Origin of the sequence: Pseudomonas sp. 51_B (genome assembly GCF_017491595.1) — a bacterium.
Taxonomy (GTDB): Bacteria; Pseudomonadota; Gammaproteobacteria; order Pseudomonadales; family Pseudomonadaceae; genus Aquipseudomonas; species Aquipseudomonas promysalinigenes.
Map to the genome: position 1 here is coordinate 93174 of NZ_JAFGYW010000014.1, position 25512 is coordinate 118685.

The window sequence follows — 25512 nt, forward strand, 5'->3', positions numbered from 1 at the left end:
CTGCAGTTACAACGCTTTGAATCAGGTGCCGCTTTGCAGCAGCATGTTACGTACGTGGCCGATTGCCTTGGTTGGGTTCAGACCCTTCGGGCAAACGTTGACGCAGTTCATGATCCCGCGGCAGCGGAATACGCTGAACGGGTCATCCAGGGACGCCAGGCGCTCCTGGGTCTTGGTATCACGGCTGTCGGCCAGGAAGCGATAAGCCTGCAGCAGCGCGGCCGGGCCCAGGAACTTGTCCGGGTTCCACCAGAACGACGGGCAGGAGGTCGAGCAGCAAGCGCACAGAATGCACTCGTACAGCCCGTCCAGCTTTTCGCGATCTTCCGGCGACTGCAGACGCTCGATAGCCGGGGCTGGAGTGTCGTTTTGCAGGAACGGTTTCACCTTCTCGTACTGCTTGTAGAAGATGCTCATATCGACCACCAGGTCACGAATGACCGGCAGGCCTGGCAGCGGACGCAGAACCAGCTTGTTGCCCTTGACCACACCCGACAGAGGCGTGATGCAAGCCAGGCCGTTCTTGCCGTTCATATTCATGCCATCGGAACCGCAAACGCCCTCACGACAGGAGCGACGGTACGAGAAACCCTCGTCCTTCTCCTTGATCAGCGCCAGCACGTCCAGGACCATCAGGTCCTTTCCGCCGGTGTCGACGTCGAACGACTCCATCTTGGGCGCCGAGTCGGTATCCGGGTTGTAACGATAAACTTCGACTTTCAACATAGCAGCCACCTCAGTAAGTCCGGACTTTTGGTTCGAAGGCTGGAACAGTCTTCGGCGCAAAGTTGACGCCACGCTTGGCTACGCGCTTCTCACCCGGGTAGTAGAGGGTGTGGCACAGCCAGTTCTCGTCATCACGGTCTTCGAAGTCTTCACGGGCGTGCGCGCCGCGGGACTCTTTACGGGCTTCGGCCGCAATGGCGGTAGCTTCGGCGACTTCCAGCAGGTTCTGCAACTCCAGCGCTTCGATACGCGCGGTGTTGAAGGCCTGGGACTTGTCGTTGATCTTGACGTTGGCGATGCGCTCGCGCAGGCCGGCCAACTGCTCGATACCCTTGAGCATGTATTCGCCGGTACGGAACACACCGAAGTAGTTCTGCATGCAGCTTTGCAGCTCGCGCTTGAGGCTGGCAACGTCTTCGCCAGTGTTGCGCTCGTTGAGCTTGTTCAGGCGGCTCAGGGCGACATCGATGTCGGTGTCGCTGGCGTCCAGGTGCTCGATACCGTCGCTCAGCGCCTTCTCCAGGTGCAGGCCGGCAGCACGGCCGAACACTACCAGGTCGAGCAGCGAGTTGCCGCCCAGGCGGTTGGCACCGTGAACCGATACACAAGCAACTTCACCTACGGCGAACAGGCCAGGAATGATGTGATCCTTGCCTTCTTCGTCCATGGTGATGGCCTGGCCATGAATGTTGGTGGCAACGCCGCCCATCATGTAGTGGCAGGTCGGAACGACCGGCACCGGCGCGACCACAGGGTCGACGTGGGCGAAGGTCTTGGACAGTTCGCAGATACCTGGCAGACGGCTGTGCAGCACTTCTTCGCCCAGGTGATCCAGCTTCAGCAGTACGTGGTCCTTGTTCGGGCCCACGCCGTTGCCGGCGATGATTTCCTTGACCATGGAGCGGGCGACCACGTCGCGGCCGGCCAAGTCTTTGGCGTTCGGCGCGTAACGCTCCATGAAGCGCTCGCCATGGGCGTTGATCAGGTAACCACCCTCACCGCGGCAACCCTCTGTGACCAATACACCGGCGCCGGCAATGCCGGTCGGGTGGAACTGCCACATCTCGATGTCCTGCACCGGCACACCGGCACGCAGGGCCATACCGATACCGTCACCGGTGTTGATCAGGGCGTTGGTGGTGGAGGCATAGATACGACCAGCACCGCCAGTGGCCAGAACGGTGGCCTTGGACTTGATGTACATGGTTTCGCCGGTTTCGATGCAGATCGCAATCACACCGACGAACGCGCCTTCCTTGTTCTTCACCAGATCAACGGCGTAGTACTCGTTGAGGAAGGTGGTGCCTGCCTTCAGGTTGCCTTGATACAGGGTGTGCAGCAGCGCATGGCCGGTACGGTCGGACGCAGCACAAGTACGGGCGGCCTGGCCACCTTTACCGAAGTCCTTGGACTGACCACCGAACGGACGCTGGTAGATACGGCCAGTTTCGGTACGCGAGAACGGCAGACCCATGTGGTCCAGCTCGAAGACCGCAGCAGGGCCTTCCTGACACATGTATTCGATAGCGTCCTGGTCACCGATGTAGTCGGAACCCTTGACGGTATCGTACATGTGCCAGCGCCAGTCGTCGTTCGGGTCGGCCGAGGCGATGGCGCAGGTGATGCCGCCCTGGGCGGATACAGTGTGCGAACGGGTCGGGAAGACCTTGGTGACTACGGCAGTCTTGTGACCGCCCTGAGCCAGCTGCAGCGCTGCGCGCATGCCGGCACCGCCGCCACCGATGATGATGGCGTCGAAAGAAATGGTTGGAATGCTAGCCATGGATCAGATACCCCAAAGAATCTGCACACCCCAGACGAAGTAAGCGAACATCGCAACGCCGCATACCGCCTGGAACAGGAAACGAATCGCAGTTGCCGACTTGCCGAACGACATAGGCGTCAGGTAGTCAGTGGCGATGGTCCACATGCCGACCCAGGCGTGAGCGCCCAGGGCAACGAGGGCCAGCAGACTGAAGATCCGCATCGCGTTATTGGAGAACAGAGCGTGCCATTGGGTGTAGTCGATGCCTGGGTGGGCGACCACGTAGCCGATCAGGAAGAGGAAGTAAGCCGCGAGAACGACCGCAGAAACGCGCTGCGCCATCCAGTCATAGAGGCCCGAACGCGACAGGTTCGTGACATTGGTTACCATACCCAAACTCCCACCAGAACGATCAGCACCACGGAGATGACGATCACGATTTTCGAGCCCAGCTTGCCGCCTTCCAGCGTCTCACCGATACCCATGTCCATGATCAGGTGACGAACACCTGCCACGAGGTGATAAAGCAGGGCGGACAGCAGGCCCCAGGTCACGAACTTGGCCAGCGGGCTGGTCAGACACGCCTTCACCTCGCCGAAACCTTCCTCGGAACCCAGCGACTTGCCCAATGCATAAAGCATGATGGCAAGGCCAAGGAACAGGATGACGCCGGAGATACGGTGAAGAATGGACGTGTACGCAGTGACGGGAAGCTTGATGGTCCTTAGGTCTAGGTTTACAGGTCGTTGGCTTTTCACGGCTTTTTTCACACTGAAGAGCCCCTAGCGAATCAGGGCAAAGTTGTTGGTAAGTGTACTGGTCAGGTACCCACCACCCAGGGAACGGCGACCCCCCCTGGTTCAGGCTTGCAAGCCCAGGGAGTCGGGTGCCGAGTATAGACAGTTAGGCTGCTTATGACAACGTGACGGGGTAGCCCAAATAGCGGATTGCCTTTAGCGAGCAAAAGGCGTAAATGGGCGAGAAATTCTTGAAAAATCAGGCGTTGAGGGCCGTTTCAACCAGCCTTTAGGCAAATTGACATTCGAATTTACTTCTCTATAGTGGTGCGGGCCCTGCGTGGGGGGCTGTCTGATGATTTCAAGCATTAATAGGAGGCCACATGGCTGACAAAAAAGCGCAGTTGGTCATCGAGGGCGCTGCCCCCGTCGAGCTGCCCATTTTAACCGGCACCGTTGGTCCTGATGTAATCGACGTCCGCGGGTTGGGGGCCACTGGTCACTTCACCTTCGACCCAGGTTTCATGGCGACCGCCTCGTGCGAGTCGAAGATCACCTACATCGACGGCGACAAAGGCGTGCTGCTGCACCGCGGCTACCCGATCGAACAGCTCGCCGAGAAATCCGACTACCTGGAAACCTGCTACCTGCTGCTCAACGGCGAACTGCCGAATGCCGAGCAGAAGGCCCAGTTCGTCAGCACCGTGAAAAACCACACCATGGTTCACGAGCAGCTGAAATCGTTCTTCAACGGTTTCCGCCGCGATGCTCACCCGATGGCGGTAATGTGCGGCGTAGTCGGCGCCCTGTCGGCGTTCTATCACGACTCCCTGGACATCAATAACCCGCAACACCGCGAAATTTCTGCGGTGCGCCTGGTCGCCAAGATGCCGACCCTGGCTGCGATGGTTTACAAGTACTCCATGGGCCAGCCGATGATGTATCCGCGCAACGACCTGTCGTACGCGGAAAACTTCCTGCACATGATGTTCAACACCCCGTGCGAGATCAAACCGATCAGCCCAGTGTTGGCCAAGGCCATGGATCGCATCTTCATTCTCCATGCCGACCACGAGCAGAACGCCTCCACCTCCACCGTACGCTTAGCTGGCTCCTCGGGTGCCAACCCGTTCGCCTGTATCGCCGCTGGCATCGCCGCTCTGTGGGGCCCGGCCCACGGCGGTGCGAACGAAGCGGTACTGACCATGCTCGATGAAATTGGCGATGTTTCGAACATCGACACCTACATCGCCAAGGCCAAAGACAAGAACGACCCGTTCAAGCTCATGGGCTTCGGTCACCGCGTGTACAAAAACCGCGACCCACGCGCCACCGTGATGAAGCAGACCTGCGACGAAGTGCTGGGCGAGCTGGGCATCAAGAACGATCCGCAGCTTGAGCTGGCCATGCGCCTGGAAGAGATCGCCCTGACCGATCCTTACTTCATCGAGCGCTCGCTGTACCCGAACGTCGACTTCTATTCGGGCATCATCCTCAAAGCGATCGGCATTCCAACCAGCATGTTCACCGTGATCTTCGCCCTGGCACGCACCGTCGGCTGGATCTCGCACTGGAAAGAAATGCTCTCCAGCCCGTACAAGATCGGCCGCCCTCGCCAGCTGTACACCGGCGAACTGCAACGCGACATCGTCGAGCTGCAAGACCGCAAGTAAGCCTGCCGGCCGAACTCAAAAGGCTGCCACTGTTGGCAGCCTTTTTTATTGTCTTTTTCCTGCGCCCGGCCATCGCGAGTGGGCCGCCCCACCACAGACCTCGGCATTCGCATCGATCCGTGCGGGAGCGGGCTCACCCGCGAAGCGGCTCAGACAGGCTGCACAAAACCTCAGTTCTTCTCAGCCCGCTCACGCAGCCCTTTTAGCGTATTGAACGGGGCATCGACAACAAACTTGTTGGCTACCATCGCAGGCACGCTGCCGCCTGGCTCAGTATGCACCTGATAGGTCACCTCGGTGCTGTCACCCTTGGGCACCAACTTCCAGAAACCCTCGACTTTCGCAACCCGCACAAAACCTTTTTCTTCCGGGATGTAAGTTGGCTCTTCGACCAACTCGCGGGTGATGCTGCCGTCAGCCCCTTTTTTGGTGGTCACTCGCAGCACCGAATCCCGCGGCGTCACAGGCCATGGCGTATTGAATTGGGTGTAGGTCCAAACCTCGCCGCCCTCCTGTTTCAAGAGCTTTTGCAACTTGCACTCGTGAATCCACTTGCAGGCACCGACCACATCCTCCTGCAACGCCTGCACCTTGGCCAGTGGCGCCTTGATCAGCGTCACCCCTTGATAAGCCTTGTACTTGGAGCCCGGCACCTCACTGAGTGAAACCTTGATGCCCTCCTCGTTCTTGGCCACCTGCCAGTTTTCAGCCCAGGCCGCCGGAGCCAGCAAGACACTCATGCCACACAGCAGTGCAATACGCTTGAACGATCTCATCATGTTTATCCTTGTTGTCGAAGATCCAGCCTCTCACGCCGCCGTTATCTGTTCCCACCAGCCAAGAATCCTGATCGCCTCATCGCGATCGTTGCCACACACCTCGATATCGGCCTTGAACCCTCCACACACCGCGGGCCGCTCGGGCTTGCCGAACAGGTCGCAGAGATTGTCCAAGGTCAGGTGCAGGCAGCGCTCACCGGCAGGCTTGCCATGGGGCATGCGCGGCATCGCTGAAGAAATGGATGGAGCGATGCAGCAGGCACCGCAGCCCTCGCGACAATTCATGGCTAAATCAGGACTCCCTGGAACAGAACGGGACGAACGCCCCTGGATAGTAACGGCTCAAACATGCGTTTGAAATTGCCAGGCCGATGAAATCTGCAGTGACTCGGCAGTCAGTTGCGGCCGCTCAATTACGAAACTCGAAATCCAGTGCTGCCCCTTCGACATCGCGGCGGCTTTCGTTGCGCAACTGCAACTGCATTTCGTTGCTGATCAGCCGACCGTTGAGCTGGAACGGGCTATCGTCTTCGGGCTTGTCCGCGAACATGGCCGGCAGCAGAGGTTTGCGGCGCGTCGTGGAAACACCCACTTGCGGCTCGAGTTTGTCGACCATCTCGGCTGGTAGGCTCAGGTCCAACTTGGGCTTTGGTAGAGGCTGAGCTACCGCCTTATTAACCGGCTTGGCCCGGGCTTTGGCCTTACGAGGCGCGGACTTGGCTTTGGCCACTGGCTTGGCTGGCGTCTTGGCTTGCGCGCTTTGTGCCTGGACGGCAGGCTGCGCCGCGTGAGCTGCGGAGCCTGGCAGCCAGAACGGAACAAGACAGATGACCAGCACAGCACTTGGCAACAAATTCATGGACTTCGGCAGGCAGGCGAGAATGGAAAGTGTCTATGCTCTCCGTTCCGCCCTTCGCTGGCAAGCCTTACAAAAGTAAGGCCTGTGATTCTCTGCACAATTGCTGGGCCAACAAACCGAGTGTCATAACCGCCCTTTCGGCTTCCTTGTTCCAGGGAATGCCGCAGTTGAGCCGTATGCAGTGGTTGAATTGCTCGGTGTTACTGAAGATCAGACCGGGCGCGATACTGATACCCTGCTCCAGCGCACGCACATGCAATTCTTGCGTATTCACTCGCCCTGGCAGGCTGACCCAGAGGATGAAGCCCCCGGTGGGCCTGGTCATCTGCGTACCCTCGGGAAAATGTTGCTGGACCGCCAACTGGTACGCACTGAGGTTCTTGCGATACTCCTGACGGATGTAGCGCAAGTGCCGGTCATAACCCCCATTTTCCAAGTACGCCGCCACCCCCATCTGCGTCACGCTACACGCTGAGTGAGTGGTGAATGTCTGAAGGCGTTGAATTTCATCCTGATAACGCCCCGCCACCATCCAGCCGACCCGCACACCTGGCGAAAGGGTCTTGGAAAAGCTCGAGCAATAAATGACTCGATCCAGCCGGTCGAAGGCCTTGAGCGCCTTGGTCTTGCCCTGCTCGAACATCAATTCGCCGTAGATATCGTCCTCGACGATCTGGATATCGAAGTCCGATGCCAGGCGCAGCAGCTGTTTCTGGCGCTCCTCCGGCACGGTGCCGCCGAGCGGGTTGCTCAGGCGCGCCGTCAGTACCAGCGCCTTGATCGACCACTGATTGGCAGCCAACTGCAGGGCTTCGAGACTGATGCCGGTGGAGGGGTCGCTGGGAATTTCGATAACCTTCAACCCCAGCAGGTCAGCCAACTGCAACAGCCCATAATAGGTGGGCGACTCAGCGGCGATCAGATCACCAGGGCGAGTCAGCACGCGCAATGACATCTGCAAGGCATCGACACAACCGTGGGTGACGATGACCTCCCGCGGATCGACCAGCACACCTGCATCGCGCATGCGGATCGCAATCTGCCGGCGCAGAGGTTCGAAGCCTGGGCTGAACATGTAGCTGAAGGCTCGCGGACTGTGAAAGCGGGTGACCTTGGCGATCTGCTGGTGCAGAGCGCGCACCGGCAGATAGTCAACATGAGGTACGGCAGCGCCGAACGGAAACACCCCATCGCGGCGGGCTTCTGTCAGAACCTGTTGAATAATGCTGGCGCGGGTGACCAGCCCGGGGCGTTCAACGCGGGCTATATCGGGTGTCTGTGCGGTCAGCGCAGGCGTTTGGTGCACGTAATAGCCCGACTGTGGCCGGGCGCGAATCAGCCCCTGATCCTCGAGATTGGCGTAAGCCTGCAACACCGTGGCATGGCTGACGTTGAGCTGGGCACTCATCTTGCGCACGGACGGGACACGCTCGCCTGGCTGGTAGACACCGCGACGGATGTCATCGGCCAGTTGCTGGGCGATACGCTGGTACAACAGCAGGTTGGTCATGGGGTTGTCTCGGCTCGCAGACGGGCTCGTTGTTCTTGTACGACAAACTGACGGTAAAGCATACCGTAACAGTTGCAAAGTGTACTGGGACAGATGGCTGGTTCGTCAACGCTACAGTTGTGTGACAGCCATCATCCGAACTGCCCAGTCAGGACCTTGACCAGGAGGCCCCGAGCCACCTGGTCAGCCCACTCAGCGCGCGGGCGCCAGGCGGCCCTTGTCGTCAGAAAAAACGATTTCGACCCGGCGATTCTGCGCCCTGCCACGCTCCGAGGCGTTGGCTTCGATCGGGTATTGGTCGCCGTAACCTTCGACCTGCAGGCGCCTCTCATCGATGCCCAGATCCACCAGCATGTCGGCCACCGACTGGGCACGATCACGTGACAATTTAAGGTTGTCTTCAGGGGTGCCTGTGCTGTCGGTGTAACCTTCGATCCGCACCACGCGGCGCGGATTGAGTTGAAGGAACTGGACCAGCTTGAGCACGGTGCGACTGGCCGAATTCCTGAGGTCCGCGCTACCGGTGTCGAACAGCACGTCGCTCAGCGTCATCACCAGGCCACGATCTGCCTGTTCTGATGCCAGCGCGGCAATCTGGTTCTCAACCCACTTGCCCTGCTGCTGAACACTGGCGAGTTTCGCTTCACGCAGCGCAAGCTGCAGACGCTGGCGTTCCAGGTCGAGCTTGGCACGGCGCTCCTGGTTCAGTGCCAGCTTGGCGTGCTCGGTGGCGATCTCGCTGTAGCGCTGGCTCAGGTAGGCGTAATGGCGCACGTCACTGCCCGTGCCGATATAACTGGACAGGCGCTCGGCACGCGACAGCGACTCACCGGCTCGGATCACGTCACGCGGCGCACTGCGCAACACGTCAGCATCGTCCTTGACCTTCTGGAAAGCCGCAGTGGCTTCATCCAGCGCTGCCGAGCTGCGCTGGCTGGCACAGCCTTGCAAGCCGGCCGCCAGCACCAGGAGTACCAGCGCGGCGCTCTTATGCACAAACATCATGGCTGCACCTCCAGCTGCTTGTGCAGGCGCTTGACCCGCGACTGCAGCAGCTGCAGCTGCTCTTCACTCTTCTGGTTCAGCACCTGCGCCTCGGCCAATCGCGCATCCAACTCAGCCTGTTCGGCACGCATGCGCGCGTCGCGAAAGTCCTGGGTGAGCATATTGGTCTTGGCCCGGGCGAATTTGTCTTCGGCCAGCTTCATCGCTTCGACCTGATCGGTGGCACCGACGGCTTTGGCCTGCTCCAGCGCCTGCTCGGAAATACGCATCTGTTCGTTGGGCGCCGGATCATTGGCGCAGCCAGCCAGGCCGAGCATGGCCACGGCTAGGATCAAGGATTGGGTTCTCACGCACTCTTCCTAATGTTTAGGGGCATCCGCCTGCACTTGCATCTGTGCCTTCCAGCGCTCGACATTACGTTGCAGCACGGCTTCGGACGCACCGGAGATCGGCAATTCTGTCAGCTTTTTTGCCAATTGCCCACGCAACCACGAGTCGTTGCAGGCCGAGTTGTGCGACACAGCCAGATATAAACCCGGGCGGTCCACTGGCAAACCGCGGGCGATCAGGTTGTTGCTCATGCCCAAACTCTGGGTCATGGCCATGCCCGAGTAACGCCCGGCCAAGACATAATCGACCTGGCCCAGTACCAGTTTCTGGAAGGCCTGAGTGAGGTTCTGCGCCGGCACCAGCTTGAGCTGGGCCTTGGCGAAGGCGGTGAAGGCTGGGGTCAGTCGTGCACGCTCCGACAGGCTCCCCTGATAGCTGGCAAGGTCAGCCGGGCCCTGGAACGCCAGCGTCGCGTCGTGGCGGGTCCAGACCAGGTATTCGTTTTGCTGCAGCGGCGGGTGGATATAGTCCAACGCGGTCAGCTGCTCCACTTGCATGGGTGTATCGAGCAGCAGGTCCATGCGCCCACTGCGCACTTCTTCCAGCGCCTGATCGCGCCGCCCCGCATTGAGCACTTCGACCTTGACTCCCAACTCCCCTAGAACCTGACGCAGCAGGTCGACATTGGCCCCCACCAGGTGCTTGGGATCGTCAGGGTCCTGCCAGGAATAGGGTGGCGCATCTGGGCTGCCGGTCGCCACGAGGCGCTCGCACTTGCCCGCCGCCATCACCACTGGCGACAACAGCGCCGCCATGCATGCCAGCACTTTGCTCGCGTTGCGCAACACCATCCGTCACTCCTTGTCCAGCAACAAAAAAACCCGGCCCTCTGTCGAGGGCCGGGCTTCTTTATAAGTGAAGCAGGCGGATCAGACCAGCTTTTCCAGCTCCGGAACCGCTTCGAACAGGTCGGCGACCAGCCCGTAGTCCGCTACCTGGAAGATCGGCGCCTCTTCATCCTTGTTGATCGCAACGATCACTTTGGAATCTTTCATACCCGCCAGATGCTGGATCGCGCCAGAGATACCAACGGCAATGTACAGCTGCGGTGCAACGATCTTGCCGGTCTGGCCGACCTGCATGTCGTTTGGCACGAAGCCTGCGTCGACTGCAGCGCGCGATGCCCCCACAGCAGCGCCGAGCTTGTCGGCCAGGCTGTACAGGTGCTTGAAGTTGTCACCGTTGCCCATGCCACGGCCGCCGGAAACGACGATCTTGGCAGCGGTCAGCTCTGGGCGGTCGGACTTGGCCAGCTCTTCGCCAACGAAAGCCGAGATACCGGCGTTGTGCGCAGCAGCCACCGCTTCGACGGCAGCTGAGCCACCTTCGGCGGCCACAGCGTCGAAGCCGGTGGTACGCACGGTGATGACCTTGATGGCCGCGCTCGATTGCACGGTGGCAATGGCGTTACCGGCGTAGATCGGGCGCTTGAAGGTGTCGGCGGACTCGACCGAGATGATCTCGGAGATCTGGTCCACGTCCAGCAGCGCGGCAACGCGCGGCAGGATGTTCTTGCCATTGGTGGTGGCCGGAGCCAGCACGTGGCTGTAGCCGCTTGCCAGCTCGACGATCAGCGGCGCAACGTTCTCTGGCAGTACGTGGGCGTAGGCAGCGTTGTCGGCAACCAGCACCTTGGCCACACCAGCGATCTTGGCAGCAGACTCGGCAACGCCGCCGACGTTCTGGCCAGCGACCAGCACGTGCACATCGCCACCGATTTTGGCGGCAGCGGCGACAGTGTTCAGGGTGGCCGGGGCTACGGCACCATTTTCGTATTCAGCGACAACCAGGATAGTCATTTAGATTACCTTCGCTTCGTTCTTCAGCTTCTCGACCAGTTCGGCCACCGATTTGACCTTGATGCCAGCGCTGCGAGCAGCCGGGGCTTCAACTTTCAGGGTCTTGGTGGTGGAGGCCAGGGAAACGCCCAGCGCGTCTGGCGTGACGGTTTCCAGCGGCTTCTTCTTGGCCTTCATGATGTTGGGCAGCGACGCGTAGCGTGGCTCGTTCAGGCGCAGGTCAGTGGTGACGATGGCAGGCAGGTTCAGCGCAACGGTCTGCAAGCCGCCGTCGATTTCACGGGTGACGTTCAACTTGTCGCCAGCCGCTTCAACCTTGGAGGCGAAGGTGCCCTGGGCGAAACCGGTGAGCGCGGCGAGCATCTGGCCGGTCTGGTTGTTGTCGCTGTCGATGGCCTGTTTGCCGAGGATGACCAGCTGTGGCTGCTCCTTGTCGACAACCGCTTTGAGCGCCTTGGCCACGGCCAGAGAGTTAAGTTCGTCAGCGGCTTCGACCAGAATGGCACGATCGGCACCCAGGGCCAGGGCGGTACGCAGTTGCTCCTGCGCGGTAGCCGGGCCGACGGAGACGACAACGATTTCGGTCGCCACGCCCTTTTCCTTCAGGCGTACGGCTTCTTCCACGGCGATTTCGCAGAAGGGGTTCATGGACATCTTGACGTTAGCAAGGTCGACGCCGGAGTTGTCCGCTTTGACGCGAACCTTGACGTTGTAGTCGACCACTCGTTTGACAGCTACAAGAACCTTCATGGATTCCTCGTTACTCTCCGGTGAATAGATAGTCGCCTGGGGCAGAGCCCGGCGATGCGCGTGGGTACAAGGGCACCTCTAAAAACGTACCGGGGCAAAGCTCATGGTGACCGAACAGTCTTGTCGCGACCGTTGCGGCAAATACCCACGGGTCATTTCGTGTCGTGGCGTGTAGACTTCACTACAAGTTGCTTTGCGACCCGACAACCCTGCTCCACACCTGGTCTTTAGAGGTGTACCTGCGCCCGGCTGCAAGCCTACGGCGAACGTAAAACCGCTCGTATCTTGACCGTAACACCCAATCCGGTCAATACGGCAAATCGGTCACCTTCCAGCCGCGTTCCTGTGATTTTACTGGGCTGCGGCAAATTCAAACAAACGTTTGTATTGGACCCGCCAAGTGGTGTAGATATAATGCGCGCCAAGACAAAACGGTGTAGTCCGTCCAATGCGTAGCTACAGTTTCGCGCCCTTGAAGCGCCGCGGCACGCAAGCACCCATAAGACAAAGCAACAGCACGAGCCTTGATGAGTAGGAGAGAACCTGTGGAACGCGAATACATGGAATTCGACGTGGTCATCGTCGGGGCAGGCCCCGCGGGCCTGTCAGCCGCCTGCCGCCTGAAGCAGAAGGCCGCCGAAGCCGGTAGCGAGATCAGCGTCTGCGTGGTGGAAAAAGGCTCCGAAGTCGGTGCTCACATCCTCTCCGGGGCGGTCTTCGAGCCGCGCGCCCTGAACGAGCTATTCCCTGACTGGAAAGCGCTCGGTGCGCCGCTCAATACCGAGGTCAAGCGCGATGACATCTACGTGCTCAAGGATGGCGACAGCGCAACCAAAGTGCCAGACCTGTTCGTGCCAAAGACCATGCACAACCAGGGCAACTACATCATCTCTCTGGGCAATCTGTGCCGCTGGCTGGCCCAGCAGGCCGAAAACCTGGGCGTGGAAGTCTACCCAGGCTTCGCCGCACAGGAAGCCCTGTTCGATGAAAACGGCGTGGTGCGCGGCATCGTCACCGGTGACATGGGCGTGGACCGTGAGGGCAACCCAAAGGACGGCATGTACACCCCCGGCATGGAGCTGCGTGGCAAGTACACCCTGTTCGCCGAAGGCTGCCGTGGCCACATCGGCAAGCAACTGATCAAGCGTTTCAATCTCGATAGCGAGTCCGATGTGCAGCACTATGGCATTGGTCTGAAGGAAATCTGGGAGATCGACCCGGCCAAGCACGAGCAGGGCCTGGTGGTGCACACCGCCGGCTGGCCGCTTGACGTGGTGAGCGCCGACAACACAGGCGGCTCGTTCCTCTACCACCTGGAAAACAACCAGGTGGTTGTCGGCCTGATCGTCGACCTGTCCTACGCCAATCCTTACCTGTCGCCGTTCGACGAATTCCAGCGCCTGAAGCACCACCCGGTAATCAAGCAGTATCTCGAAGGCGGCAAGCGCATCAGCTATGGCGCCCGCGCCATCTGCAAGGGAGGCCTGAACTCGCTGCCGAAAATGGTATTCGAAGGTGGCGCACTGATTGGATGCGACCTGGGCACCCTGAACTTCTCCAAAATCAAGGGCAGCCACACCGCAATGAAATCCGGCATGCTCGCCGCCGACGCCGTGGCCGACGCACTGATCGCGGGCAGCGAGGGTGGCGACATCCTGAACACATACGTCGAGGCGTTCAAGGCCAGCTGGCTGCACGAAGAACTGTTCGCCAGCCGCAATTTTGGCCCGGCCCTGCACAAGTTCGGGCCACTGTTCGGTGGTGCATTCAACTATGTCGACCAGAACTGGTTCGGCGGCAAGCTGCCCTTCACCCTGCACGACACCAAGCCCGACTATGCCTGCCTCAAGCTCGCCGCCGAGTCGAAGAAGATCGACTACCCAAAACCGGACGGCAAGCTCAGCTTCGACAAGCTCAGCTCGGTATTCCTCTCCAGCACCAACCATGAAGAGGAACAACCCTGCCACCTCAAGCTGACTGACCCGAACGTGCCGATCGCCAGCAACCTGCCGCTGTACGACGAGCCGGCTCAGCGTTACTGCCCAGCGGGTGTGTACGAAGTAGTCACCCAGGAAGATGGCAGCAAGCGCTTCCAGATCAACGCGCAGAACTGCGTACATTGCAAAACCTGCGACATCAAGGACCCAGCCCAGAACATCACCTGGGTTACCCCTGAAGGCGCTGGCGGGCCGAACTACCCCAACATGTAAGGCTGCCGCCCTCGCGTAGCGAAAAGCCCCCGGGTCATCAGAGCCGGGGGCTTTTTTGCATCAGATGGCTGCTATTTTTCAGCGCATGCAACCGGTGCAGCCTCCACAGCGAACGCCAGAGGCTCACGACGCCCGAAATACACGGCTGTCAGCAGCCCCACCGTGCCCATCATCAGACAAAAGCCTACACACACCCAAGGGCTCCAGGGCATTAGCGCAATCAACGCCAGTGGCGTGGTACTGGCCCACAGTGCATAAGCCACGTTGTATGTGAACGAAATTCCCGAAACCCGGATCTGCGCCGGGAACAGCCCGACCATCACCGAGGGCACCACCCCCACTACGCCACATGCCAGCCCAGCCAAGGCATAGGCCAGCCACGTCACGCCCCACTGCCCTACCAGGCTTGCGTACAACGCACCGATACCCAGCGGCAGCAGCAGGCTGTAGATCATCAGGGCGCGCCAGGCACCGAGTCGGTCGACCAGCAACCCGGCCAGCACGCAGCCAAGGTTGAGGAAGACGATGCCCACGCTGCTCAAGGCGAAGGTATGCCCTGCCGTCATGCCAAAACGCTGTTGCATTACTGTCGGCGTGATCACCACCAGCACCACCACGGCAGAGGTCAAAACACAGGTGAGCAGCGCTGCCGGAATCAACGCCGAGCGATGCTCGCTCAGCACCTGCCTCAAGGGGAACTGCACCGGCTGCTCCTGACGCTCGCGCAATGCCAAAAATACCGGCGTTTCGCTAAGCCAGCGGCGCAGCCACACGCCGATCACACCGAATACCCCACCCAGCAGGAACGGGTAGCGCCAGGCGTAGTCGAGAATTTCCTGTGGGCTGAACACCTGTGCAAGCAATGTCGCGGTCAATGCTCCCAACAAGTAGCCGAAGGTCAGCCCCGCTTGTAGAAAACCAAGCGCATAACCACGACGCCCGTCGGGCGCATGTTCGGCGACGAAGGTCCAGGCGCTGGGCACTTCACCGCCCACCGCCGCGCCTTGCAGAATGCGCAGCGCCAACAGAATCAGGGGGGCCGCATAGCCGATGTCGGCATAGGTCGGCATCACCCCGATCAGCAGGCACGGCAAGGCCATCATGAGGATGCTCAGGCTGAACACCCGCTTGCGCCCCAGGTGGTCGGCAAAATGGGCCATCAGGATGCCGCCCAAAGGGCGTGCCAGGTAACCGGTCACAAAAATGCCGAAGCTTTGCAGAAGGCGCAGCCACTCCGGCATTTGCGGCGGGAAAAATAGCTGGCTGAGGGTCAGGGCGAAAAACACGAAGATGATGAAATCGTAGATTTCCAAGGCACCGCCCAGTGCCGCCAGGCCCAAGGTCCGGTGATCGCCGCGGCTGAACCGGGGCGGGCGAGCGGTATCGATGGCAGTCATGGCAGGTGTCCGCAGATCGGCAAAAGGCTGGAGGATAGCAAATCGCTCGCTACGGCCCCAGCGACTTGGCTAACGGCTGAAAACGGTGTGGCCGAAATTTCTAGGCCTGCGCTCAGGGACAGCGCCGGGGGCAAGGCTCGATGGCAGGGCGATCTTGCCCACCAGTACGGGGCTGTCGATGATCGCCATGAAAGACTGCAACGCTTCATTATCCGGCACTTGAGGCAGGCTGACGCTGACGGCCTGGCGCTCGGTCTGTGGCACGACGGGTACTTTCAAGTGGTGCGAGTGGTACAGCAAGGCATGCTGGATCTGCGCACTGACGCGGCAGAAGCGTGCCAGATCGACGCCCGCATGGCTGGCCAGCTCGATGTTGCCCAGCAACAGATTGAACGGTAGCAAGGCGCACTGCACCAAGCGCTGCAACTCCTCGAACGATTCAACCGGGGCGATACGGTAATAACCCAGGCCATTGAGCAGCTTCTCCAGCTGCAAGCGCTGCTGGGGATGCTCGTCGGCAATCAGAATGCGCAGGGTCTTGTTCGTCATTGTCGGACCTGGGCCGTCAGGTGATTATGGGACAGCTCCCTGACCAAACTGCGCCAAAAACAGGCAACCACCAGGCCAGCGCCCAGTGGGGTCAAACTAGATAGTTGTCGGGAAACCGGGGGAAATCAAGTGGCCATCACACAGAATTTTCACTTTCCAGCACACCGCGCTCAGGACTCCCACTGGCGCATACGTACCCGGCAGTGTCTCATGGCGTTGACGATGTGCTTTTCCACCAGGCTGCGGGAAATACCCAGATGCTCTGCAATTTGTTGATGCGACAGGCCATCGAGCTTGCGCAATAAAAAGCAATCCCGGCACACCTTGTTCAATTCATCCAGGGCCTTCTTCATCAGGGTCAGGCGCTGATCGAGCTGCATATCCTGCGGCGGCTCTGCGGCAAACAAATGCCCGTCGGCCTCGAGGGCGTCCAGGGACTCGGCCTGGCGTACCTGATGGCGCCTGTGTCGGTCGATCACCAGGTTGAGGGCGGTGCGATATAGAAACGCCCGCGGGTGGGTGATGTGCCCGCCCCCGCTGCGCTCTAGTACACGCAAATAGGCATCGTGGGCAACGTCCTCCGCAGCCTGTCGGTTGCCAAGGCGCGCGCTAAGAAAGCTCACCAGTTCGCGATAATAATGTTCCACAACAGCACCTGAAATCGTCCTTGCAACCCACGAGCGGGACTGAGTGATACTGGAGCGTGATAGTACAAATTATAACTATTCTCAGCAACACGCCTTCCCCTGCCGTGATCAACCTAAATATGCAGCGCCAACCTTCGTTTATCTGAAACTTCGGTGCGCACCGCAATTGGCTACGCGCGACCTCTCCCCTGGCTGGAAGCCCGCATGAGCCGCTCAACCTCCCCCCGTCGCCAGTTCACATTCGCAGCCATGGGCCTGATTGGCCTGGGCTGCCTGCTCGCCTGGCAGGCGCTGCCAAGCGGCGCGCAGCGCCAGGGCACCGTACCGGTCACACGGGCCGATATCGAAAGCAGCGTCACCGCCCTGGGCACCTTGCAGCCGCGCCGCTACGTGGATGTCGGTGCCCAGGCCTCGGGGCAGATCCGCACCTTGCACGTGGAGGCAGGAGACTCGGTACGCAAAGGGCAGCTGCTGGTCGAAATCGACCCCTCCACCCAGCAGGCGCGGCTGGATGCAGGGCGGTTTTCGATCGACAACCTCAAGGCCCAGCTCGCCGAACAGCGCGCACAGTTCGAGCTGGCCAACCAGCAACTCAAGCGCCAGCGCGATCTAGCCGCCGCCGGCGCGACCCGTGATGAGGACGTGCAGGCCGCAGCAGCCCAGCTCAAGGTCACCCAGGCGCGCATCGACATGTTCCTGGCGCAGATCCGCCAAGCCCAGGCGAGCCTGCGCAGCGACGAGGCAGAATTGGGCTATACCCGCATCTACGCGCCAATGGACGGCACGGTTGTGGCCGTCGACGCCCGCGAAGGCCAGACCCTCAATGCGCAACAACAGACCCCACTGATCCTGCGCATCGCCAAATTGTCACCGATGACCGTGTGGGCTCAAGTTTCCGAAGCCGATATCGGCAAGGTCAAACCGGGCATGACTGCCTACTTCACCACACTGTCCGGTGGCAAACGCCGCTGGAACAGCACGGTGCGACAAATCCTGCCGGTGCCGCCAAAACCCCTGGAGCAGAACCGCCAGGGCAGTGGCAGCCCAGTTAATGCCGCCAGCCAGGTGGTGCAATACACCGTACTGCTGGATGTCGACAACCCCGACGGCGCGCTGATGGCCGACATGACTACCCAGGTATTTTTCGTCTCCGGTCACGCCAGCCAGGTGTTGACCGTACCCCTGGCGGCACTGCACGGCGATGGCGAGCGTTACCTGGCTCGGGTCGTCGACCCCCACGGCAACGTGGTGCAGCGTCAGGTACGCACTGGCCTGAGCGACCGCCTGCGCATTGAGGTGCTAGAGGGGCTGAATGAGGGTGAACAGCTACTGATGGGCGCCACCGGCGCCAGCGGAGGCTGAATGAGCTCCCCTCTGATAGAGCTGGTCGATATCCGTAAATCCTACGGTGGCAAGGACTCGCCTAGCGTCGATGTTCTACGGGGCATCAGCCTGAGTATTCACCCTGGGGAGTTCGTTGCCATCGTGGGCGCATCCGGCTCGGGCAAATCGACCTTGATGAACATTCTCGGCTGCCTGGACCGACCGACATCGGGTCATTATCGCTTCGCCGGCAAGGGCGTGGCCGAACTGAGCAACGACGAACTGGCTTGGCTGCGCCGGGAGGCGTTCGGCTTCGTGTTCCAAGGCTATCACCTGATTGCGTCTGGTTCGGCCCAGGAAAACGTCGAAATGCCGGCCATTTACGCGGGTACGCCCGCCCCTGAGCGCCATGCTCGCGCCAGAGCCCTGCTCGCCCGCCTAGGCCTGGCCAACCGCAGCGGCAACCGCCCGCATCAGCTTTCGGGCGGGCAGCAACAACGGGTATCGATTGCCCGAGCCTTGATGAACGGCGGCCACATCATCCTTGCCGACGAACCCACCGGTGCCCTTGACAGCCATAGCGGCGCCGAGGTCATGGCGCTGCTCGACGAACTGGCCAGCCAAGGACACGTGATCATCCTGATCACCCACGATCACAAAGTCGCAGCGCGGGCTCAACGAGTGATCGAGATACGCGACGGCCAGGTGATCAGCGATAGCGCAGCCAAGCAGCCAACCATCGCTACCCCACAAGCGCTGCAGGCCGATGACCTGCGCCAGCGCCTGGCCCAAGGAGCCACTTTGCCCGGAGCCTGGAAGGGCGAGTTGCTCGAAGCTCTGCAGGCGGCCTGGCGGGTGATGTGGGTCAACCGCTTTCGCACCGCTCTGACCTTGCTCGGCATCATCATTGGAGTGGCTTCGGTAGTGGTCATGCTGGCCGTCGGTGAAGGCAGCAAACGTCAGGTCATGGCGCAGATGGCCGCTTTCGGCTCGAACATCCTTTACCTCAACGGCAAGCCCGCCGCACTGGGCGAGCCTGCCGGGGCCATTACCCTGGATGACGTTGCAGCCATCGGCCAACTGCCGCAAGTCAGGCAGATCATGCCAGTGTTAGGCGAGAAGGTGATGGTGCGCCACGGCAACCGCAGCCAGCGTTTCTACGTGGGAGGCAACAACAACCAATTCCCGCTGATCTTCAACTGGCCGGCCGTCGAGGGGGCGTTTTTCACCGAGGCTGATGAAGCCAGTGGAGCGGCAGTGGCGGTAATCGGCCAAAAGGTCCGGGACAAGATGCTCGACCCCGACCGGGACCCGCTCGGTCAATACATCCTGATCGGCAATGTACCCTTCCAGGTCATCGGCGTTCTGGCCGGCAAAGGCGCAAGCTCCGGGGACCAAGACGCCGACGGTCGGATCGTGGTGCCCTACGCGGCAGCGGCTATCCGCTTGTTTGGCCAGCGCGATCCCGATTACATCACCGTCGCCGCCACCGATGCCGCCCGGGTGGATGAAACCGAAGCAGCGGTCGACCGCCTGCTGCGCCAGCGACATCAGGGCCGCCACGACTTTGAACTGACCAACTCGGCGGCACTGATCCAGGCCCAGGCGCGCACCCAGAACAGCCTGGCGCTGATGCTCGGGGCCATTGCCGCCATCTCACTGCTGGTCGGCGGCATAGGTGTGATGAACATCATGCTCATGACCGTGCGCGAGCGCACCCGGGAAATCGGCATCCGGATGGCAACCGGTGCACGGCAGTACGACATCCTGCGCCAGTTCCTCAGCGAGGCGGTGATGCTGTCGATGGTCGGCGGCGTGGCCGGCATTGGCCTGGCGCTGCTGATTGGCGGCGCATTGATGCTGGGCAAGGTTGCCGTAGCCTTCACCCTGCAGGCCATGTTCGGTGCATTTTCCTGCGCCGTGCTCACCGGCATCCTGTTCGGCTTCATGCCGGCACGCAACGCCGCCCGACTCGACCCGGTCAAAGCCCTCACCAGCGAATAAACCATGACCCTGCCAAGCCGCATCAGCCTACTGTCCCTGTGCCTGGGCCTCGCCGCCTGTAGCCTGCCGCCCGCACCCTCCAGCGGTATCGTTGCGCCCGCCGCCTGGCAAGGCCCCAATGCTCGGGCCTCTGCACCTCTGCCCAGCGCCCAATGGTGGCACGCATTCGACAGCGCCGAGCTCAATCGCCTGGTCGAGCGCGCACGCAACAACGCCCACGACCTTGCAGCCGCTACCGCACGCGTGCGCCAGGCCCAGGCACGCGCAATGATCGCCGGTGCACCGCTACTGCCGCAGCTGCAGCTGGAATTGGACGCCAGCCGTCAGCGCCTGCTGCATGGCGAGGGCTATGATCAGCTCGATGTCAGCCGCTACCAGCCCACCAGCACGGCATTCGACATGCAGTTGGTCGCCAGTTACGAGCTCGATTTCTGGGGTGGCCTGCGCGCTGCCCGCCAAAGCGCGCTACACAGCCTTGATGCCAGCCGCTTCGATCGCCAGACGGTGGAGTTGACCTTGATCAGCAGTGTCGCCAGCACCTACCTGCAGGGCCTGGCCTTGCAGGAACAACTGCGCATTGCCCGCCTCAACCTGGAAAATGCCCGTGATGTGCTGGGCTTGGTACAGACACGCCAGGGTGCCGGCGCCGCGACGCGTCTGGAGCTGGCCCAGCAGCGCAGCCTGGTGGCTGCCCAGGCGCGGCAAGTGCCCAAGCTCGAACAGCAGTGGCAGGACAACCGCGTGACCCTGGCCACGCTACTGGGCGAACCGGTGCAGGCCCTGCCCACTACCAGCCAAGCGCTTGGCGCGGTGAACTGGCCGCAGCTCGGTAGCGGCGTACCCAGTTCACTGCTCACCCGCCGGCCAGACATTGCGGCCGCCGAAGCGCGCCTAGCCGCTGCCAACGCCAACGTGCAGGTCGCCAGGGCTGCCTTGCTGCCCAAAGTGACCTTGGGCGCCAACCTGGGAACCGGCGCGCGTACCCTGGCCGATGTTTTCGGCAGTTCCTACTACACCCTGACCTCCGGCCTGGTGGCGCCCATTTTCAACAATGGCCGACTACGGGCGGCACGGCAGTTGGCCGAAGCCGAACAGGACGAGCTGCTGGCAAACTACCGAAGCAGCATCCTGGCGGGTTTCGCCGATGTCGAGAAAGCCTTGAATGCTATTGAGGGAATAGAGCGCCAGCGCCACTGGCAGGATCAGGAGCTGGAGCAGGCGCGTCTGGCCTTTGAGCTGGCGCAACGGCGCTACGCGGCGGGTGCCGAAACCCTGCTGAGCGTACTCGATACACAGCGCGCGCTTTACCTGGCTCAAGACCAGCAGGCAACCTTGCGCCTGGCACGGCTGCAAGGCAGCGTGGCGTTGTACAAGGCGTTGGGTGGCGGATGGCAGCTGGAGGCCGGGGGTAAGGGTTGACACGGCAAGGCTAGGTAAAAGCAAGGGCCGAAGCGGCCCTTGTTGGGTCACACGGCCGCGGCCAGGGCCTGGGCAAAGCGCTGCACCACCTCGTCCACCTGCTGAGCGCTGATGATCAGCGGTGGCAAAAAGCGCACAACGGCGCCATGTCGCCCGCCCAATTCGAGGATCAAGCCACGCTTGAGGCATTCTCGCTGAAGCTTGGGCGCCAACAGCCGATTGGCAGGCCGATGGCCCTGGGCATCAGGCTGACCCAACGGGTCGACCAGCTCTACACCGACCATCAAGCCTCGGCCGCGAACATCGCCTAGCTGTGGGTAGCGGCTTTGCAGGCCCTGCAACTGTTCACGCAAGCGCTGGCCCATGGCTTGGGCATGTTCGGCCAGGCGATGCTCGACCAGGTAATCGATCACTGCAGAACCCGCGGCCATGGCCATCTGGTTGCCGCGGAAAGTGCCGGCGTGTGCACCCGGCTTCCAGGTGTCAAGCCAGTCACGGTACACCACCACTGCCAGCGGCAGGCTGCCACCAATGGCCTTGGACAGGGTGACCACATCCGGCACGATGCCGGCGTGCTCGAAAGCGAACATCCGCCCAGTACGGGCAAAACCGCTTTGGATCTCGTCGACGATCAGCGCCACGCCCGCCTGCTCAGTGATACGTCGCACGCCTTTGAGCCACTCGATATCGGCAGGGATCACTCCGCCCTCCCCCTGCACCACTTCGAGAATGACCGCGGCCGGTAGCGGCACGCCGCTTTCCGGGTCCGACAGCAGGTTTTCCAAGTAATGCAGGTTAGCTTTGACCCCGGCTTCACCCCCCAGCCCAAAGGGGCAGCGGAAATCGTAGGGGTATGGCATGAACTGCACGCCATTGCCCAGCAGCGCGCCTAGCGGTTGCTTGGGGCCGTGGCTGCCCATCAGGCTGAGTGCGCCTTGACTCATGCCGTGGTAAGCGCCCTGGAACGCCAGCACAGTGCTGCGCCCGGTGGCACTGCGCACCAGTTTCAGTGCCGCTTCCACCGCGTCGGTGCCGGTCGGCCCGCAGAACTGCACCTTGGCCTCGCGGCGCAAGGGCTCAGGCAGTATGCCGAAAAGGTCCTGAACGAAGCGGTCCTTGACCGGCGTGGTCAGGTCCAGGGTGTGCAATGGCAACTCGTCTGCCAGCACTCGCTGAATCGCTTCAACCACTACCGGATGGTTGTGGCCTAGGGCCAAGGTGCCAGCCCCCGCCAGGCAATCGATGAATTGACGGCCTTCGACGTCCTCGACGTAAATGCCGCGCGCGCGCTTGAGCGCCAGCGGGATGCGCCGTGGATAACTACGGGCATTGGACTCCTGCTGCTGCTGGCGTTGCAGCAGCGGCGAGTCGCTGAATTCATACAGAGGGTTAGGTGCGCCTGCCGGCAGGACCTGGGCAAGGCTGGTAGCGGTGGACATGGGTGAATCCTCGCAAGCAAGCGAAAGGGCAGTTATCGCTAGAAAAACGCTTGAGTGCGGGGAGGATTTAGCGTTTGTTGCGGGATTTTCGCAGGGTCGAACCGGCGCTTTTGCCAGCGAACCGGCTTGCAATCGGGAGCGTCGCTCGCCGCACAAGCCGGTTTGCCAAAAACCGGGGCGGTAATGGGTGGATTCAACCCGCTGTCCGCGCTGGGACCTGCAGCAGAACCCGCAGCCCGTCGCCACGGCTATCGAACTTCAGGTCCCCGGCGCAGCGCTGCACGATCGCCTGGACAATCGCCAGCCCCAGGCCACAACCGCCACTCTGGCCATTTCGCCAGAAACGCTCGGTAAGATGTGCAAGGTCGGCGTCGGCAATCCCAGGGCCGTGGTCACGCACCATGAACCCCACCTGCCCGTCGGCCATCTGCACTTCCAGCTCAACCTCGGTTTCGCCACCGTGGCGCAACGCGTTGTCCAGCAAGTTGCGCAGGGCTGCAACGGCCAGCGGCGCGGGCATTCCCAGGTAGATCCGCGTGGCCTCTTCCGGTAGGCGTAGAGCGATCCGCCGGTTGTCGCCACCGCCGGCATCCTGCATGGCCTGGCGGGCGACCTGTTCGGCGCTGCACAGCACGCCATCTTCGAACGACAAGCTGCCCTCCACCCGTGCCAGCATCAAGAGCTGCTCCAGGGTGCGGTGCATGCGGTCAGCGCCCTGTTCGGCGTGCTCCAAAGCCTGCTCGCGCACCGCACCATCGGTCATCCGTGCCACTTGCAGGTGGGTCTTGATCGCTGTCAGTGGGCTGCGCAGTTCGTGTGCAGCATCGTCGGTCAGGCGGCGTTCCCGTTCGATGGTCTGGGCAATGCGCAGGAACAGCTGGTTCTGGGTGTCGAGCAAGGGTTGCAACTCGCTGGGCAAACCGGCCACCTGCAGCGGCTCGACACTGTCGGCGCGCCGGCGGCGCAGGGCATCGCGCATGCGATTGAGCGGCTCCAGGCCTTTGCCCAGGCCAATCCACAGCAGCCCGAGGCTACCGAGCAAGGCCATCAGTACTGGCGCGGAGGCCGCCAACAGAATCGACTGGTTGAGCGCTTCGCGCTCCATGTGTCGGTCTGCGGTGGTAATGCGTACGTCACCATGGTTGTAGGTGAAGGTACGCCAGGAAGCGCCGTCGATGGTCTGATCGCGAAAACCGCTGTGCTGGTCGTCCATGGCGCCGTCATGCTTGTGGTTGCTGGCGAGGATTTCACCGCGCAACGAACTGACTTGGCAGGCCATGCCGTCGGGTACGCTCAACTGGTCGGCGGAAAAGTGTGCGTCTTCACCCTTGCCGGCCAGTGGTTGCGGTAACTGCTCGATCAGCCCGGCGACCATGCGCGCCGAGGCCACCAGGCGCTGGTCGAGGGAGAACATCATCTGCTGACGCAGGTCACGCAGCATCCAGGCGGCCGCCAGCGCCCAAATGATGATGAAGGCGCTACCGAGGATCAGGCTCAGGCGTACCCGCAGGCTCATGACGCCGCCTCGTGTGGTGCCTGCGCCGGCCCCAGGCGATAGCCCAGCCCGCGTACGGTTTCGACGATACGGTTGCCGAGCTTGCGCCGCAGGTGGTGGATGTGCACGTTCAGCGCGTTGCTCTCGACCTCGTCGCTGAAGCCGTACACGCAGTCCTTGAGCTGTTCGCTGGACAGCACCCTGCCGGGATTTTGCAGCAGGGCCTGCAGCAGCGCCTGCTCGCGCCGGGACAGGTCGACCGGCTGCCCTGCCAGGGTCGCTTCGCAGCTGCTGGGGTCGTAACGCAACGGGCCATGCTCGATCACATTGACCGCCCGCCCCGCCACCCGGCGCAACAGGGTATGCAGGCGTGCAGCCAGCTCACGCAGGTCGAAGGGCTTGAGCAGGTAGTCGTCGGCACCGGCCTGCAGGCCATCGACCCGGTCGGTGACCGCATCTCGGGCGGTAAGCACCAGCACGGGTAGGTCTACACCTTGCTGGCGCAGGCGGCGAAGCAATTTGAGGCCATCTTCGTCCGGCAGGCCGAGGTCGAGGATCATCACATCGAACTGCGCCGCCTGCAGCAAAGCCCGAGCGCTGGCGGCATTGGCCACGCGATCGACGGTCAGGCCCTGGGCAGTGAGGCCGGCGCAGATGCCGCTGGCGATCAGGTCGTCGTCCTCACATAGCAGTACGTGCATGGTGGAGCTCCCGCAGTGGTGTAGCTGGCATTGCACTATGAAGGGATTAAGGGGGGATTATGGACCTTTTTGTGTTCGCCGAAAGCCTTGCAGCGCCTGTGAGATCGAGCGCCGCCCGCGCGGCGCATCGCGAGCTGCGCTCGCTCCTACGTTTGTTTCGGGCCAGTAACGCCTGTGGCAGGCGCGCGCGACCGCCTGGTTGGTGCAACGCAATATCGCGTCAGGCCCCAAAGCGTCCGCGCGCAAATCCCACAGGATCAACTGGCCCGAAACAAACGTAGGAGCGAGCGCAGCTCGCGATGCGCCGCGCGGGCGGCGCTCGATCTCACAGGCGC

General features: G+C 61.6%; 24 protein-coding genes. 5 read left to right on the forward strand and 19 right to left on the reverse strand.

Annotated elements, in window-relative coordinates; translation table 11 throughout:
* Positions 1-21: 21 nt before the first annotated feature.
* The 4 genes from J5M56_RS16130 to sdhC are packed head-to-tail and all read right to left on the reverse strand — an operon-like array spanning position 22 to position 3261.
* Complete coding sequence (locus J5M56_RS16130) at positions 22-726, reverse strand: succinate dehydrogenase iron-sulfur subunit (protein ID WP_060478582.1); 705 nt, start codon at positions 724-726, stop codon at positions 22-24.
* 10 nt (positions 727-736) lie between these two features.
* Positions 737-2509 (reverse strand): succinate dehydrogenase flavoprotein subunit, encoded by a 1773-nt coding sequence (sdhA, locus tag J5M56_RS16135; protein WP_060478583.1) that lies wholly within the window; start codon positions 2507-2509, stop codon positions 737-739.
* 3 nt (positions 2510-2512) lie between these two features.
* Positions 2513-2881: a succinate dehydrogenase, hydrophobic membrane anchor protein gene (gene sdhD / locus J5M56_RS16140; protein WP_060478584.1), complete on the reverse strand. Its 369-nt coding sequence runs from the start codon at positions 2879-2881 to the stop codon at positions 2513-2515.
* Positions 2875-3261, reverse strand: coding sequence for a succinate dehydrogenase, cytochrome b556 subunit (gene sdhC, locus J5M56_RS16145; RefSeq protein ID WP_012315350.1), 387 nt, complete (start codon positions 3259-3261; stop codon positions 2875-2877). Before sdhC ends, sdhD begins: the two co-directional genes overlap by 7 nt.
* A 350-nt stretch (positions 3262-3611) precedes the next feature.
* Between sdhC and gltA the strand changes: the two genes are divergently transcribed.
* Complete coding sequence (gene gltA / locus J5M56_RS16150) at positions 3612-4901, forward strand: citrate synthase (RefSeq protein ID WP_060478585.1); 1290 nt, start codon at positions 3612-3614, stop codon at positions 4899-4901.
* Between the two features lie 170 nt (positions 4902-5071).
* On the opposite strand, the gene J5M56_RS16155 is transcribed toward gltA, so the two are convergent.
* The 9 genes from J5M56_RS16155 to J5M56_RS16195 form a co-directional block, all read right to left on the reverse strand.
* Entirely contained in the window at positions 5072-5677 is a 606-nt protein-coding gene (locus J5M56_RS16155) for an START domain-containing protein (protein ID WP_207937297.1), read from the reverse strand.
* Between the two features lie 33 nt (positions 5678-5710).
* The gene (locus J5M56_RS16160) at positions 5711-5965 is read right to left on the reverse strand and encodes a YkgJ family cysteine cluster protein (protein ID WP_186478582.1); all 255 of its coding nucleotides are present in this window, start codon (positions 5963-5965) and stop codon (positions 5711-5713) included.
* Positions 5966-6089: 124 nt separating this feature from the next.
* Entirely contained in the window at positions 6090-6539 is a 450-nt protein-coding gene (locus J5M56_RS16165; protein ID WP_060478588.1) for a hypothetical protein, read from the reverse strand.
* 67 nt (positions 6540-6606) lie between these two features.
* The gene (locus tag J5M56_RS16170) at positions 6607-8049 is read right to left on the reverse strand and encodes a PLP-dependent aminotransferase family protein (RefSeq protein ID WP_060478589.1); all 1443 of its coding nucleotides are present in this window, start codon (positions 8047-8049) and stop codon (positions 6607-6609) included.
* Between the two features lie 192 nt (positions 8050-8241).
* The gene (locus J5M56_RS16175) at positions 8242-9054 is read right to left on the reverse strand and encodes an OmpA family protein (RefSeq protein ID WP_186478583.1); all 813 of its coding nucleotides are present in this window, start codon (positions 9052-9054) and stop codon (positions 8242-8244) included.
* A complete protein-coding gene (locus J5M56_RS16180) occupies positions 9051-9404 on the reverse strand; it encodes a DUF4398 domain-containing protein (protein WP_060478591.1) in 354 nt (117 codons plus the stop codon). Before J5M56_RS16180 ends, J5M56_RS16175 begins: the two co-directional genes overlap by 4 nt.
* A gap of 9 nt (positions 9405-9413) precedes the next feature.
* Positions 9414-10235, reverse strand: a complete 822-nt coding sequence (locus J5M56_RS16185; RefSeq protein WP_186478584.1) for a transporter substrate-binding domain-containing protein — start codon at positions 10233-10235, stop codon at positions 9414-9416.
* Positions 10236-10313: 78 nt separating this feature from the next.
* On the reverse strand, positions 10314-11243 hold the full coding sequence (locus J5M56_RS16190; RefSeq protein WP_060478593.1) for an FAD-binding protein: 930 nt from the start codon (positions 11241-11243) through the stop codon (positions 10314-10316).
* Entirely contained in the window at positions 11244-11993 is a 750-nt protein-coding gene (locus J5M56_RS16195; protein WP_060478594.1) for an electron transfer flavoprotein subunit beta/FixA family protein, read from the reverse strand.
* Positions 11994-12520: 527 nt separating this feature from the next.
* Here J5M56_RS16195 and J5M56_RS16200 point away from each other — a divergent pair.
* Entirely contained in the window at positions 12521-14203 is a 1683-nt protein-coding gene (locus J5M56_RS16200; RefSeq protein ID WP_186478585.1) for an electron transfer flavoprotein-ubiquinone oxidoreductase, read from the forward strand.
* Between the two features lie 71 nt (positions 14204-14274).
* On the opposite strand, the gene J5M56_RS16205 is transcribed toward J5M56_RS16200, so the two are convergent.
* From J5M56_RS16205 to J5M56_RS16215, 3 genes are all read right to left on the reverse strand, one after another.
* The gene (locus tag J5M56_RS16205) at positions 14275-15600 is read right to left on the reverse strand and encodes an MFS transporter (RefSeq protein ID WP_186478586.1); all 1326 of its coding nucleotides are present in this window, start codon (positions 15598-15600) and stop codon (positions 14275-14277) included.
* A 69-nt stretch (positions 15601-15669) separates the two neighbouring features.
* Positions 15670-16149: a response regulator gene (locus J5M56_RS16210; RefSeq protein WP_060478596.1), complete on the reverse strand. Its 480-nt coding sequence runs from the start codon at positions 16147-16149 to the stop codon at positions 15670-15672.
* A 170-nt stretch (positions 16150-16319) separates the two neighbouring features.
* Positions 16320-16796 carry a sigma-70 family RNA polymerase sigma factor gene (locus J5M56_RS16215; protein WP_060478597.1) on the reverse strand — a complete coding sequence of 159 codons (477 nt, stop codon included), beginning with the start codon at positions 16794-16796 and terminating at the stop codon, positions 16320-16322.
* Between the two features lie 204 nt (positions 16797-17000).
* Between J5M56_RS16215 and J5M56_RS16220 the strand changes: the two genes are divergently transcribed.
* Genes J5M56_RS16220 through J5M56_RS16230 form a run of 3 tightly spaced genes read left to right on the forward strand, consistent with a single transcriptional unit; the run spans position 17001 to position 21542 of the window.
* Positions 17001-18158, forward strand: coding sequence for an efflux RND transporter periplasmic adaptor subunit (locus tag J5M56_RS16220; RefSeq protein WP_207937293.1), 1158 nt, complete (start codon positions 17001-17003; stop codon positions 18156-18158).
* Positions 18159-20123, forward strand: coding sequence for a MacB family efflux pump subunit (locus J5M56_RS16225; RefSeq protein WP_207937294.1), 1965 nt, complete (start codon positions 18159-18161; stop codon positions 20121-20123). It abuts the gene before it with no gap.
* 3 nt (positions 20124-20126) lie between these two features.
* A complete protein-coding gene (locus J5M56_RS16230; RefSeq protein WP_207937295.1) occupies positions 20127-21542 on the forward strand; it encodes an efflux transporter outer membrane subunit in 1416 nt (471 codons plus the stop codon).
* Between the two features lie 47 nt (positions 21543-21589).
* On the opposite strand, the gene J5M56_RS16235 is transcribed toward J5M56_RS16230, so the two are convergent.
* The 3 genes from J5M56_RS16235 to J5M56_RS16245 form a co-directional block, all read right to left on the reverse strand.
* A complete protein-coding gene (locus J5M56_RS16235; protein WP_186478590.1) occupies positions 21590-22981 on the reverse strand; it encodes an aspartate aminotransferase family protein in 1392 nt (463 codons plus the stop codon).
* Positions 22982-23174: 193 nt separating this feature from the next.
* Positions 23175-24497 (reverse strand): ATP-binding protein, encoded by a 1323-nt coding sequence (locus J5M56_RS16240; protein WP_186478591.1) that lies wholly within the window; start codon positions 24495-24497, stop codon positions 23175-23177.
* Positions 24494-25177 carry a response regulator transcription factor gene (locus J5M56_RS16245; RefSeq protein ID WP_060478603.1) on the reverse strand — a complete coding sequence of 228 codons (684 nt, stop codon included), beginning with the start codon at positions 25175-25177 and terminating at the stop codon, positions 24494-24496. The genes J5M56_RS16240 and J5M56_RS16245 overlap by 4 nt, the downstream gene beginning before the upstream one ends.
* Positions 25178-25512: the final 335 nt, after the last annotated feature.